The following is a 12,824-nucleotide window of genomic DNA, read 5'->3' as shown; positions in this document are numbered from 1 at the left end:
AATATAAAAATTGACGATAACAAGCAGGGCAAAATTACAATCTCGGCAGATTTAAGCAAAAAATACGATGCCGCAAACGTTGAATCGGGCAGCGGAGATTTGTCTTTATACTCTGAAAACGTTCCTGTTACATCTGCAAAATTCAATTATCAAAAAGTCGGCGATTTTGTCATGCTGACGTTTACTGTTATATTTTCAGCAGCTACGATGAGCGCAGCAAAATCATACTCGCTTTTGGGTCTTCCGTATCAAAACGATATTATTCTGCGAAAGCCGACTATTACAACGTCAAAAAACAAGTTGGGAATTGCAATTGCAGCCAACACCGCAACATTGACAATAATTACGCAGGGAGAAGCCGTTGCAATCTCTGACGGCGAAAGCATCCAAGAAACATTAATTTACAAAATCAAAAAATAAGGAGACTAAGAAAATATGGAATTAACAACAAAAATCACACTTGATATGCTCACACAGGACAGTGTTTCAGTGCTGAAACAGCAGTTTTTAACATTCAACAATGTTGAAATGCAGGTAGGCGGCAACATACGAAACACCTATGCAAACAGTGTAAGCGGAAGAAAACTTATTAAATCCATTTTGCCAAACGATTATTATAATGCCGTAATCGCCGTTTGGGGCGACACACCTACGGTAGAAGAAATCATAGAATAAGCCCAAGATATGACAAAAGCTCCCGATTGGGAGCTTTTGTTTGTATTCAATCATTCGGTTCTGCTTCATACGGGTAAAGTTCTTCATAAAATTCCTGCTCCATTTCATCGGTAAGTGCGGCAGGAATAAGACCCGTGCAGTCGTTTGCCGAAATTGTATTAAGTTCTAAATCAGGCTGGGCAAACTTCCCCTTATCTTGCCTGTAAGTTTTCTTCTTTTTCATCATACTCACCTCGCTGTACTTATTATGTACGGCGAAAAAATGAGTATACTATTTTACGATAAGTTTTTTGATTTTATAAACATCGCCGTCCATAACCTTGTATGTACTGCGAATTTCATCATCATTAACATCGGGCGAAATGCTTTGATTAATGTAAAGGCTGTCAATGCCAAAATCAGCCGCTCCGCCAATGTCAGATATATGGTCATTGCCAATCATAATTGATTCTTCTTTCTTAAGTCCGTAGCGGTCAAAAAGAATCTTAAAGTAATTCACATCGGGTTTCAGACATTCCTCGTCCGAGCTAAGGCAAATTCCGTCAAAATATTTTGTAAGGTCAAACATATTAAGCTCGTTTTCGGTAAACACACGCTGAGCGTTTGACAAAAGATATATTTTTTTGCCCTTTGCTTTTAATGTATCAAGCAAATCAATTACGCCGTCATACAATTTGATATATTTTGTTGAAAAGCAGCGGAACATCTCGGCAACAAACAAAATCTGTGAATCGGTTACCGTTACTCCCTTTTGTGCAAAAAGCTCTTTGAATACCTTTTCAAGTTTTATATCCACGCCGGAATATTCCTTGTGTCTGCTCTTTGCAAGATTTATTTCCTTTTCAACAAGGCGAAGATATTCGCTGTGAATTTCCTCGTAAGTATAATTAGCACCCTTATAGCCGTAGTATATAGCCATCTTTTTCCAAAGATTATCATCATTTTCATCGGTATTAAGGTCTATTAAAGTTCCGTACAAATCAAAAACATAGTTTTTATACATAAAATCACCCTTTTGAATTAGTAAACACATTCTAACAAATTACGTTCCCGATTGCAATAGTAAATGAATTATGATAAACTGAAAACGGTGATTAACTTGACAAAAAAGCAAATTGCAATAAACGCCGTTGAAGCGCTGAAAAACGAATATCCCGACGCCCGCTGTTCGCTTACATACAGCGACCCGCTTCAGCTTCTTATAGCCACAAGGCTTTCGGCTCAATGCACGGACGCACGTGTAAATACAGTAACGCCGGCACTTTTTGAAAGGTTTAAAAATGTTGATGATTTTGCAGACGCAACGCCCGATGAAGTTGCCGAATATATAAAAAGCTGCGGTCTTTACAAAACAAAATCAAAGGACATTGTGAATCTTGCAAAAATGCTTCGCAATGAATTTTCGGGAATTGTTCCGGATAATATTGACGACCTGACAAAGCTTCCCGGAATCGGCAGAAAAACCGCCAACCTGGTTTGCGGAGACATCTTTGGCAAGCCTGCCGTTGTTGTGGACACCCACTGCATAAGAATAACGCACAGACTTGGACTGCACGACCTTAAAGACCAGAAAAAAATCGAGTTTGCCCTCAGGAATTTACTTCCGCCGGAAGAAAGCAACGACTTTTGCCACAGAATTGTTCTGCACGGCAGAGCGGTTTGCACGGCACGCAATCCCAAGTGCGAAATTTGCTGTATGAACAGCTTTTGCAAAAAGAAAATTTAATTGTACTTTTCTCGGGGTCTTATCCGCCCGTGTTAATTTATCCTTTGCCTGTTAAAAAGTCGATACTGCGCTCAATGGCGTCAATTGAAGTGCCCCACTCCTGCCCCTGACTGCGGTAATCAAACATAGAACAAAAGTGTGTTATATCTTTTTTGAGAGACATAAGGTAATTTTTAGTCAGTGCGGCTGTTTCGGCGTAAAAATCAGGAATAAGTTTCGACGACAATCCGCCCTTTCCGGTTGCGGCACTCATAACAAAATGGTAGTGCTTAAGGCAGATAAACGGCTGTTCGTTATACAGCTTTCTGAACTCTTCGCCCTTTGCCCATTCAACAAAAATTGTCGCCATAAAATGGTGCATATCGCTTTCTATTCTGTCACATACGTAGCAGGAAGAAAGCTCTTTTTTTAGGTTTTCAAGCTGTTTTTTGTCAGGCTTGCCCCTAAGCTTTTTGGGCATATGAATATCGATTATTTCCTGCAAATGGCTTTCAAGAATCAGCGCATTCGGCAGTTTTTGCCCCTCGGTTTGCATTTGCTCAAAGTGACGGCGGCAAAATCCCTTTTTATTTGTCTCTATTCTTACGCTCGGCTCCATCATAGCGTCTCCCGTAATAAACCGAACATACTGTTCATCAAGCATTTTTTCCATTCGGCAAAACGGGCATACATCTTTTGGCATAAATATATCGTTAATCGGTATTGTGCATATTGTTTCTTTCATATTTTCACACTCCATAATCTAAGTGCAGACGTCTCCGCTTTTAAAAGCGGCAGAGCGTCCGAAATTTCAGTTGTATTAAATTTAATCACCGAAATTCCGAGGAACCAAAGCTTCTTTGCACCCTTGCAATCAACCGCAAGCTCTGCTTTCTGCAAGTAAATCAGAACGTTGCTGAATTTAAATTTATTGTACCATAAAACCCGCACTTGTGATATAATTTTTTTGAAAGGAAGTGTGCCTTTTGGAATGTATTGAACAAAATGGAAAAATTAAAATTACAGGCGTAACAGACCTTGACCTTGAACAAACCCTTGACTGCGGACAAAGTTTTCGATGGACAAAACAGAGCGACGGCTCTTTTAAAGGCGTTGCTTTCGGAAAGTGCGTATCCGTGCGCCTTGAGGGCACCGATTTATATATAGAAAACGCATCAAAAGAAGATTTTGAAAACATATGGTACGATTATTTTGATTTGTCGCTTGATTACGGCAAGGTAAGAGCCGAAATTGCAAACCTGCACCCTGTACTAAAAGAGGCGGCTCAATATGCGCCGGGAATCAGAATATTAAGGCAAGAGCCCTATGAAACACTGTGTACGTTTATTATCTCACAAAACAATAATATAAAACGCATAAAGGGGATTGTACAAAGACTTTGCGAGAACTTTGGCGAACCGATAGAAAACGGTGAATTTGCATTTCCGACCGCCGAAACTATGTCAAAGCTTTCACCCGACGACTTGGCTCCACTCAGGGCAGGGTTCAGAAACAGATACCTTATTGACGCCGCGCAAAAGGTTTATTCGGGCGAAGTTGACCTTGAATTATGCAAAAAAGCCGACTACGATACTGCCCGCAGTGAACTTATGAAAATCACCGGGGTCGGTAAAAAGGTAGCCGACTGTACTTTGTTGTTTGGTATGCACAGGATAGAAGCGTTTCCGATTGACGTTTGGATGAAGCGTGCAATGGAAAAACTTTTTCCGGGAATGAGCGGAGACGACTTTGGTCAATATGCCGGCATTGCACAGCAGTATATATTCCATTACAGCCGTATGCACCCCGAATTATTTTAAGAGGAATTACGTTCCTGGTTATTTTGGGATTTCTCGTTAATGTTTGAATACAAATAGCTCCTGAATATCTTTGTATATCTCACAACAACAAATCTTGTAAACCTAAAATAGAATATAAGAAACAAAGCGAAAGCTATTATCGGAACAAACAATTTTAAATTTATCTGATACGGTTGCTGAGAAATATAATAAACAAGGGAAGAAAAAATACAATAAAGAAATGAATCGCAAAACTTCTGCTCATACCGCTCAGAGATTGCAATTTTTCGATAAAATTCATATCGTCTGCCTCTTTATATTTTTTGCAGTAATAAAAAATTGTATTGTCATTCCATTCTTTGGAATCCATATCAACATTTTGCAGCTTCTCTTTCAGTAATTCAAATTCAGCTTTGGTAATGTATTGATAGGACTTTTGACCGTTATCTTTTTCCTTTTTCCAATGCTTCTTTGTTTTATACATAGCCAGGCTGTTGTTATGTATTAATTTATGAACAGTAAACTGAAACAGTGAACCCAGCTCCTGAAAAACAAGCCCGATAAAATAGCTTAATATTAAAAAAATAAATACAACGCCTGAATCAAATCCGTTATTCAGCGCCTCGATATTAATGGCGTAAACAGCCGTTAAAAGCAAGTAGGACAGGGTGGTTATAACCATTCCCGAAAGTAAAACCGCGACAATATCATACAATCCAAGTTTATCCAAGACCTTGTCCACAAAATCCCCTCCAAAGTTCAAGTTATAATAAAACATGTTTTTATTATAACTATCATTTAACATAATTGCAATATTTTGTGGAAAATAAATATAAAAACACCTGCCAAATGACAGGTGTTTTTTTGTATCAATTTAAAACTTTGCTCGTGTATTTTCAATTAAAGCGATTTTGATATTAATTTAGGAAATCAATGCATACTTTACCTTGATTCTGTCAAGCTTTTCAAGCATGGGTTCAGCGCAAAAGTACAAAAATACAACAGTTGACAGCGCATGAACTATGTCAAACGGAAATCCGGTTACGTAAAACGACAGAATTGTTTCAAGATTCATATCTGCGTGCGCCATAATTGCCGAACCGAAGTTGATTATTCCGCCGTAAATAACTATTGTAGATATAAAGCCAAATATGCACAGCGCACCTCTGTTGCGGCTCAAAAGCCCTTTTCGGAATAAAATTCCGGCTAAAAATCCGATTATTCCGGCACAAAACATCTGCCAAGGCGTCCATGCGCCGAACTGAAACACAAAACTTGAAACCAGCATTGTCACCGCTCCGACCAAAAAGCCTGACTCACCGCCAAACGCAACCCCCGAAATTATCACAAGAGCCACAACGGGCTTGAACTGCGTAAGCATATAGAACGCAGTTCTGCCGACTACCGCAATTGCACACATAACAGCTATTATAACCAGTTCACGTGCCTGAGGCTTTCGTCCCTCAAACACAAGAAAAAACGGCAGCATACATTCAAGCATTACAAGCAACGAAATAAACAAATATTTTTGGTCATTAAGATAAACCACGCCCACAAATATCGTAATCGGAACGGCAAACAAAATCATTGCCGCCGCGGCAGCGGTTCTTTTCGGGATTTTTGTTTTTTTCGGTCTTTGGTCAATAGGACGCTTTGATTTTGAACCGAATGACACCATAAGCAACGCAACAGGCACGGCGATTATCAAAAAATCCGCCCAAACAGGCAATGTTTTGGAATTAAAAGAACTGATGTAATCAAGATTTACAACAAGTCCGAACAACAGCGCAGCTGCCGAGAAAACTCCGAAAATTTTCTTCCAGAGCGGCAGTTTTTCGGAAGTTTTCGGTTTGTTGTTTTTTGTTTCTATTGTGTATGAGCTGTCATAGAGGTCAAAATCAATGTCGTCGTTTTTCTCATTGCCTTTGCCTGTACAACAAAAAATCACATCGTAAGCCGTTACGGCGTCTTTGATTATTCCGCGTGACATTCGGTTTGCAGAGGTAACGTAAAAACTGTTTGAAGAAAAAAACTCTCTCGGAGTTCCGTCCGACACAATCTCGCCGCCAAACATCAGCATACATCTGTGACTGTATTGAGCGCAAAACTCAACATCGTGACTAACCATAATCACGGTAACGCCAGACTTGCAAAGCGTTGCGATAATCTCGGCAAACACAGCCTTAAACTCTGCGTCCAAACCCTTGGTAGGCTCGTCAAGCAACAAAATTTTCGGCCTTAAAAGTAAAAGTTTTGCAAGGGCGGCACGCTGCTGTTCGCCGCCCGACAGGTCATAGGGGTGGCGATTCAAAAGTGTTTTCAGCCTGCAAAGGGCAACAGCCTGGGCAAGGCGTTTTTCTTTAAGTTCTTTATCAATTTTTCGGCCGTCAAAAACTTCAAGCAAATCTTCAAGCACGGTCTTTTTTACAAACAATGTCTGAGGATTTTGCGGCAGACAAGCTATGTTTATATCTCCGTCAATATGTGCGTCGGCAATTTTCACACTGCCGCTGTACGGAGAGCTTATACCGCAAAGAACCGACAGCAACGTTGACTTTCCAGTTCCGTTTCCTCCGAGAACAGTTACAAATTCACCTTTAAACACATTCAGCGACAGACCCTTGAGAACATCAGGACTGTCTTTTTCATATCTGAACCAAACATCTTTTAATTCAATGCAAACATTGCCGTCATTACATGGAATACTCTCATTTGGCAGCTTAAAGAGCGTATGATTTTCAGCGTATTCTTCAAGCCATTTTCGTCCCTGCGTAACGGTAACGGGGCAGGGGCTTTTTCCGTCGCAGCTGTCCCATATGCGCATAGGCGACGGCAGTGACAAAAAAGTTTTAATGTTTTTTTGTTTTAAATTAATGCCCGTATTCTGCGGCGTATCGTCCGAAATTATCTCTCCGTTTTCCATAACCAGCACACGGTCGCTCACTGGCAAAATCTCGTCAAGCCTGTGCTCTGTTATAAGTATTGTTGTGCCGATTTCACGGTTGATTTTTGAAATAACCGCAAGAAAGTCCGATGCGGCAATCGGGTCAAGCTGGCTTGTCGGTTCGTCAAGTATCAGCACTTCGGGCTGCATAGCCATTATCGACGCCAAATTCAAGAGCTGTTTTTGACCTCCCGAAAGCTCGTCAACGCTTTTATCAAAAAGGTTTTGGATTCCAAAAAAGCTTGCCGTTTCGGCAACCCGTTTTCTTATGTTTTTGTTGTCAAAACCAAGACTTTCAAGCCCGAAAGCAAGCTCGTGCCAAACCTTGTCCGTTACAATCTGATTATCGGGCGATTGCATAACATAACCGATTTTTTCGCTCTGTTCACGCTGAGAAAGTGTTGATATTTCACTTCCGTTAAACAGTATTTTGCCCGATTTAACCCCAACAGGCGCCAACACAGGCTTCATATTGCGCAAAAGCGTGCTTTTGCCGCAGCCCGACGGTCCGCAGAGGGTTATAAATTCACCTTTGTTAATACAAAAGCAAATATCCTTAAGCACATTAACGCCTGTTTCGGGATATCTGAACGTCAGATTTTCGACCTTAAACGCTTCCATTTCTTGCCCTCCCAAACATTGATAACAAGCGGCATAAGCATGAGCGCCGCATAAATTAAATAGTCAACAACAGAAATTGCTTCAAAAATATTGCCGCTGATTGACGGATAATACCAAAACTCGGAAATTCCGCCAAACAGCAGTATTACAGCCGCCAATCCGAGAATCAACTCGAATGCAAGCACGGCAAAATCTCTTTGCGTAAATTTAAAGACGGAATATGCCGTTCTGCCCTTTAGTCCGTGACCACGACTTTTCATTGAATCCGCAGTTTCAATTGCATTTTCAAGCGACCAGGTTATCATAATTGAAATTATTTTGATTCCGTGCTTTATTCTGCTTATCAAACCGCCGTCCGACACATCTCTGCCTATACACTTCTGAGACTGTCTTACCTTTTTCATTTGAGCCGTAAATTTTGGCACAAACCGAAGCGTCATTGACAACACAAGGCTGAGCGAAGGAGCCGCCTTGCCGAACAGATACACAAATTTGTCGCTTGTCATTACCGTATTAAAGCACGAAAACCACAGTACTGTCGAACTGAGCAGTACTGCGGTTGCGATTCCGTATAATATTGATTCAAGGGTAAGCGGATTACCCCAAGAAAAGTATGTGAGAATTGTTACGCCTTGGTGATTAAACAGCGGATTGATAAGCGAAATCATCACTGCCATAGGCAATAGGTACAAAAGCGAAATTCTTACCGCTTTTTTTCCGTTGAGGTACAGTGCGTTGAGCAAAGCGCACACAAGTGAGATTCCAATGCAGATTGGATTAAGCGTAAACATTGTCAGCACAATTACAAAAGCAAAAAATATTAAATTGACAAACGGATTGAGCCGTGAAAAACTGTCTTTCATAATTTTACCTTAAATCAATGTTAATATCAGTGGAGCAAAATTCTTTTGCCGCTGATTAGCCGCCCATCGGCATTGATGCGCCAACATCAAATCCGTAACCTTTGCAGGTGTACTTCCATTCAACCGTGTCGCCGTTTTTTAGCTCATAACGTGAACAGCCGTAATTTGGAAACCAATCGTTTACCTTATACATCCAGCCCGACTGATTACCGCAGTCAAATTCATACAAATTGGCGATTCCCTCAACATATGAGGAATTATAAATCGGAGTCCACGACGCTTCCATATGAATCTTGTTTTCTTTGCACACACGCTGAAGCACGTCAAACACAGACTCTCCCTCATTAAATTCAACCTTTTGCGGTTTTAAAATCCAGCCGTCAGATGGAACAAGGTCTGCCTTATGCTTTCTCAGGCTCTTCATATTATCAAGTATAGTCGCACAAGAGATTGAGAACGTACAATAAAGTGTTTTGTCCTCAATTTCCTGGTCCTGAGGTTCTACCGGTTTTGGCTTGCCCTCGGGTATCGGGTCGGTAAGATATTTATCTTTTCCGTCGGAAGAAGAACTTTCCGATTCCTGTTTCGATTCAGAATCTTGATGAGATTGGTTGTCTCCGTACGGACTCGGCGAGACATTAGGCTCAACAACCGTCTGATTCTGCACAAAGGATTCGCCGCTGTCGGTTTTCCCTTTATTGTCATCAGCCGCAGAGTTTGAGCTTTCATCCGATTTGGAAGATTCTGAGTTTTGCGGTTCGGTACTTTTGGAGCTCTCAGTTGCGGAAACAATTAAATCCGATTTTTGAGTTTCATCGGTGCTGTCTTCTGCCGAATACGAGCTTTTTGTAAGCTCTTTCTGAGAATTTGGACTCTCGTTTCCGAAAAACACAAAGGACGCCGCAAGTACCAAAACCACAGCCAAACTTGAAATAACTGCCGTTTTGTGCTGCTTTATGAAATTTATGATTTTAGTAATTAAAGATTTCATATTTTTCGCCGCCGATAATTAAATCATTTTACAAGTTGTTTTTGAATAAATGTTGCGTCAACAACCGTTACACTTCCGTCGTTGTCAACGTCAGCCCTTGCAATTTGAGTTGAAGAAAGCTTTGCCGTGCCTGCAAGGTACTTCTGAATAATTGTTGCGTCGGAAACATCAACATAACCGTTGCCGTCAACATCATATTTTACGCTGTCGGGAGATGCATCTGTCATATCGTAAAGCGAATTGTTTCCGTTTATAAATCTGTTATATGCAACAAGTGCATAAAAGCCCTGTTCTGTTGCCATTTGGTTATAGCTTCCGTCTGCGGTATGCTTAAATCCGTTTTCACAGCCGAATGAAAGCAAAGCGTCAACTGCGCTGCCGCCCTCTTTTACAAATCTGCTGTCTTTGTCGGGATTAATGCCTATGCTTGCAAGTGCAGTAACAACCTGAGCACAGCTTTCTGATTTTACGGTTCCCCAGGAAGCAAATCCGCCGTTGCTCTTCTGCATATCAGAAAGTACGCCCACAGCTTTGTCAACAGCCGTCTTTACAGCTTCATTGGTATTGTAATAAGGTGCAAGAGCCTGAATTGCCATTCCGGTCATATCAGGGTCGGCAGTTGTTCCGAAAAATGTCCAGCCGCCGTTTTCAAGCGCATTTTCAAGGATGTAATCAACAAGCTTTTCTCTTGTTGTCTGCTCTGAAACCGAGCTGTCTGTCGGAATATCGTAGCCGTATGTGTCAAGAGCAATGAGTGCGAATACAGGTCCGTTGATTCCCTGCCAATTTACATATTCAAAATCCGCATATGGTTCAAGCAAATTATAGCCTGCAACGTTTCTTGCGTCTTTGCCGATTGCGGAAAGGGCAAGAATAACTCTTGAATTGTCTGTTGATTTGTTTTTGCTGAGGGTTGAAGAACCCTTTTCTTTTACATAGTTTTCAAGATTTGCATAATATCCGTTTGCAAAAGAATCGGATATTGTGTTGTTTCTCGCAAGACCGAGTACACTCCACTCTCCGCCAACAGAGCCAACGCTCGGAGTGCTTAGAGTAAGCAAATAGTCGGAAGTTGACTTTAACTTTTCGGAAACTGCCTTTGCTGTCTCTTCCTGCTCAAATTTTACTGTAAAGGTATACTCTATGCCGCCTGCGCTGTAATTCATTGACGGCCATTTATCACTGCCTACACCTATAATAATTTTGTCGCCGTCAACTACCGAAATATCAGAATTTCTTTTGTATTCTGTACCGTTCTCAGCGGGTGTGTATTCATTCTTGTAAGTTCTTACCTGATAGTTTTTGTTGAACGCTGTCGGTGTGACGGCAATGCTTTTGGTATCTGAGGGAACTGTAAGGGTATAATCGGTAACCTCAGGGTCAAACTCGGGAGAAAGTGTTCCGACGCTGAACTCCGCATAAGCAAGAGCGGTAGTGTTGTCGCTCCAATCCGAGCCGATGTCAACACCGTAAGACTTTGTATATTGCAGGTTTATTTCATCGCCTGCTTCAAGTGTGCCGTTAGCAACGGTATAATAGCCGAAAAGTTCGTTTGTAAACCAATCGTTGAGCGTACCCATCCAGCCGCCCATCTGGCAGTCTGAGGATGACAGGCCGTTTATTTCGCTAAAATAGCCGCTGTCTGCGCCCGTCTGAGTATAGCCGTGATTTTCAAGAGCTTTTACAACCGATGAAAGCATTGTGGAATTTTCGTCAATATCCACCCATTCATCAACAAGAGTGCCATCCCAGGCAGCTCCGTCCGCTTTTGAAAAGACATCGTTGCTGACAATAACTCTCACCTTGTCGTTTTCGGCTGCATTTGCACTTATTCCAACTGCCGAAAAAGACGTAATAACAGTTGCCGTCAAAACAAGCGAGGTTAATCTTTTAATTGTTTTCATAGCAATTCCTCCGTAAATATATTGAAGGCATAAAAAAAGCCTTCCAAAAGGAAAGCACAACAAAGCTGTACTGCACAAACAGTACAAAAATCGGTGCGTTTCTTCTTTTGCCCAAGAAAGCATTATCCGCAGAAATGCGGAAGTAACCTGACTTATGACCTTGGTCAAACACAGTAATGGCTGTTGCTTCGGATTCACACCGATATTCCCTTTACCACAGCGAACTTATCCGCCGTGAACCGCACATCTGAAATACATATTATAATTTGATTAATTTTATCATAATAAAAATTACGTGTCAAGGAAAAGCATATTGCTCAGACAACGCAAGGATTTTAATGTATAAAAGAACAAATGAAAACGCCGGACATTTCTGTCCGGCGTTTTCCTGTTCTTTAAAAAATGAGGGGTACAAATATGAACCTCTATGTCGGTTCATATTGAGGAGGGTAGAACAATATACTCTGACGGTTGCGGTTCCGTCTTTTGAGTACGGTTATATTAAACAACAGTATTATGAAAACTGTGTGAACTTATCCTGAAAGTATCTTGAACTTAAACTGAAATAGGGCTGAAGTTCACTGTTTGGTTTTCTTTTCAAAAATATATCCGTAATTTTACTAAATTTATAAAACAAATGTTTGATTTTCGAATTATTGTATGATATAATTTAAGCGGAAAGGTGTGATAATATGAAACCGTTAAGCAAAAGCCAACAAAAGATACTTGACTACCTCAAGGAATGTTCTGTTGACGGCAGAGTTCCGTCGGTGCGTGAAATTTGCGAACAAACCGGTTTAAGCTCCACTTCGACGGTACACCACCACCTTAAAGCACTTGAAGAAAAGGGACTTATCGAACGGGAACACGGCGTGAATCGCTGTATTCGCATTACAGGCGAAGAAAAGTCTGCGTCCGTACCCGTGCTCGGTCGTGTTGCGGCAGGTATTCCCATACTTGCTGTTGAAGACATTGAGTGCTATGTTCCGGTTCCCAAACACCTCAAACGCGGCAAAGAGCTTTTTGCACTGCGTGTTCAGGGCGAAAGTATGATAAACGCCGGTATTCTTGACAACGACATTGTGATTGTAAACCGCACTCCCGTTGCGGAAAACGGAGAAATTGTGGTTGCGCTTGTCGGTGACGAAGCAACCGTTAAACGCTTTTATAAAGAAAACGGCCATTTCAGATTACAACCGGAAAACGACAGCTTTGAACCCATTATTGTAGATGAAGTTGTGCTGTTGGGGAAGGTTATTTCAGTCATAAGATATTACTGATTATTTTTGCGAATTATTCAGCATAATATATATACGAATTTA

The 12,824-nt window shown here is 41.1% G+C and carries 13 protein-coding genes and 1 riboswitch; of the genes, 5 read left to right on the top strand and 8 right to left on the bottom strand.

The features are described 5' to 3' along the window. Together BLP46_RS12945 and BLP46_RS02935 are read left to right on the top strand one after the other, a co-directional pair. A partial coding sequence (locus BLP46_RS12945; RefSeq protein WP_167669154.1) for a hypothetical protein occupies window positions 1-420 on the top strand: 420 nt, incomplete at its 5' end. Window positions 421-435: 15 nt separating this feature from the next. Further along, window positions 436-675 (top strand): hypothetical protein, encoded by a 240-nt coding sequence (locus tag BLP46_RS02935; protein ID WP_092975343.1) that lies wholly within the window; start codon window positions 436-438, stop codon window positions 673-675. A 46-nt stretch (window positions 676-721) separates the two neighbouring features. Here BLP46_RS02935 and BLP46_RS12790 read toward each other — a convergent pair whose 3' ends face one another. Together BLP46_RS12790 and BLP46_RS02930 are read right to left on the bottom strand one after the other, a co-directional pair. Next, window positions 722-901, bottom strand: a complete 180-nt coding sequence (locus BLP46_RS12790) for a hypothetical protein (protein WP_143000429.1) — start codon at window positions 899-901, stop codon at window positions 722-724. Window positions 902-946: 45 nt separating this feature from the next. Next, entirely contained in the window at window positions 947-1,678 is a 732-nt protein-coding gene (locus BLP46_RS02930; protein ID WP_092975340.1) for an HAD family hydrolase, read from the bottom strand. 96 nt (window positions 1,679-1,774) lie between these two features. On the opposite strand from BLP46_RS02930, the gene nth reads away from it, so the two are divergent. Beyond that, complete coding sequence (nth, locus tag BLP46_RS02925; protein ID WP_092975337.1) at window positions 1,775-2,401, top strand: endonuclease III; 627 nt, start codon at window positions 1,775-1,777, stop codon at window positions 2,399-2,401. Between the two features lie 37 nt (window positions 2,402-2,438). Here nth and BLP46_RS02920 read toward each other — a convergent pair whose 3' ends face one another. Beyond that, window positions 2,439-3,125 (bottom strand): DUF6062 family protein, encoded by a 687-nt coding sequence (locus BLP46_RS02920; RefSeq protein ID WP_092975334.1) that lies wholly within the window; start codon window positions 3,123-3,125, stop codon window positions 2,439-2,441. Window positions 3,126-3,366: 241 nt separating this feature from the next. On the opposite strand from BLP46_RS02920, the gene BLP46_RS02915 reads away from it, so the two are divergent. After that, the gene (locus tag BLP46_RS02915; RefSeq protein WP_092975331.1) at window positions 3,367-4,200 is read left to right on the top strand and encodes a DNA-3-methyladenine glycosylase family protein; all 834 of its coding nucleotides are present in this window, start codon (window positions 3,367-3,369) and stop codon (window positions 4,198-4,200) included. 160 nt (window positions 4,201-4,360) lie between these two features. On the opposite strand, the gene BLP46_RS02910 is transcribed toward BLP46_RS02915, so the two are convergent. From BLP46_RS02910 to BLP46_RS02890, 5 genes are all read right to left on the bottom strand, one after another. Then, on the bottom strand, window positions 4,361-4,921 hold the full coding sequence (locus BLP46_RS02910) for a hypothetical protein (protein WP_092975328.1): 561 nt from the start codon (window positions 4,919-4,921) through the stop codon (window positions 4,361-4,363). A gap of 180 nt (window positions 4,922-5,101) precedes the next feature. Further along, the gene (locus BLP46_RS02905) at window positions 5,102-7,744 is read right to left on the bottom strand and encodes an energy-coupling factor transporter ATPase (protein WP_092975325.1); all 2,643 of its coding nucleotides are present in this window, start codon (window positions 7,742-7,744) and stop codon (window positions 5,102-5,104) included. Next, window positions 7,717-8,607 (bottom strand): energy-coupling factor transporter transmembrane component T, encoded by an 891-nt coding sequence (locus BLP46_RS02900; protein WP_092975322.1) that lies wholly within the window; start codon window positions 8,605-8,607, stop codon window positions 7,717-7,719. The genes BLP46_RS02905 and BLP46_RS02900 overlap by 28 nt, the downstream gene beginning before the upstream one ends. A gap of 55 nt (window positions 8,608-8,662) precedes the next feature. Further along, window positions 8,663-9,598, bottom strand: a complete 936-nt coding sequence (locus BLP46_RS02895) for a DUF4430 domain-containing protein (protein WP_092975318.1) — start codon at window positions 9,596-9,598, stop codon at window positions 8,663-8,665. Window positions 9,599-9,621: 23 nt separating this feature from the next. Continuing rightward, window positions 9,622-11,502, bottom strand: coding sequence for a dockerin type I domain-containing protein (locus BLP46_RS02890; protein ID WP_167669153.1), 1,881 nt, complete (start codon window positions 11,500-11,502; stop codon window positions 9,622-9,624). Between the two features lie 121 nt (window positions 11,503-11,623). Beyond that, window positions 11,624-11,761, bottom strand: a riboswitch (cobalamin riboswitch). 433 nt (window positions 11,762-12,194) lie between these two features. On the opposite strand from BLP46_RS02890, the gene lexA reads away from it, so the two are divergent. Further along, the gene (lexA, locus tag BLP46_RS02885) at window positions 12,195-12,782 is read left to right on the top strand and encodes a transcriptional repressor LexA (RefSeq protein ID WP_092975312.1); all 588 of its coding nucleotides are present in this window, start codon (window positions 12,195-12,197) and stop codon (window positions 12,780-12,782) included. Window positions 12,783-12,824 lie beyond the last annotated feature (42 nt).

The organism is Ruminococcus sp. YE282, from assembly GCA_900101355.1.
GTDB lineage: Bacteria > Bacillota > Clostridia > Oscillospirales > Acutalibacteraceae > Ruminococcoides > Ruminococcoides bromii_A.
Note: the sequence above shows the minus strand (reverse complement) of the source record. Positions and strands in the feature narration are given on the sequence as shown.

What these genes read in the sequence shown, in the direction of transcription:
- BLP46_RS02920 (WP_092975334.1), bottom strand. Translation starts at nt 3,125, where the DNA reads ATGAAAGAAACAATATGCACAATACCGATTAACGATATATTTATGCCA.
- lexA (WP_092975312.1), top strand. Translation starts at nt 12,195, where the DNA reads ATGAAACCGTTAAGCAAAAGCCAACAAAAGATACTTGACTACCTCAAG.
- BLP46_RS02895 (WP_092975318.1), bottom strand. Translation starts at nt 9,598, where the DNA reads ATGAAATCTTTAATTACTAAAATCATAAATTTCATAAAGCAGCACAAA.
- BLP46_RS02905 (WP_092975325.1), bottom strand. Translation starts at nt 7,744, where the DNA reads ATGGAAGCGTTTAAGGTCGAAAATCTGACGTTCAGATATCCCGAAACA.
- BLP46_RS12790 (WP_143000429.1), bottom strand. Translation starts at nt 901, where the DNA reads ATGATGAAAAAGAAGAAAACTTACAGGCAAGATAAGGGGAAGTTTGCC.
- BLP46_RS02930 (WP_092975340.1), bottom strand. Translation starts at nt 1,678, where the DNA reads ATGTATAAAAACTATGTTTTTGATTTGTACGGAACTTTAATAGACCTT.
- BLP46_RS02890 (WP_167669153.1), bottom strand. Translation starts at nt 11,502, where the DNA reads ATGAAAACAATTAAAAGATTAACCTCGCTTGTTTTGACGGCAACTGTT.
- BLP46_RS02935 (WP_092975343.1), top strand. Translation starts at nt 436, where the DNA reads ATGGAATTAACAACAAAAATCACACTTGATATGCTCACACAGGACAGT.
- BLP46_RS02900 (WP_092975322.1), bottom strand. Translation starts at nt 8,607, where the DNA reads ATGAAAGACAGTTTTTCACGGCTCAATCCGTTTGTCAATTTAATATTT.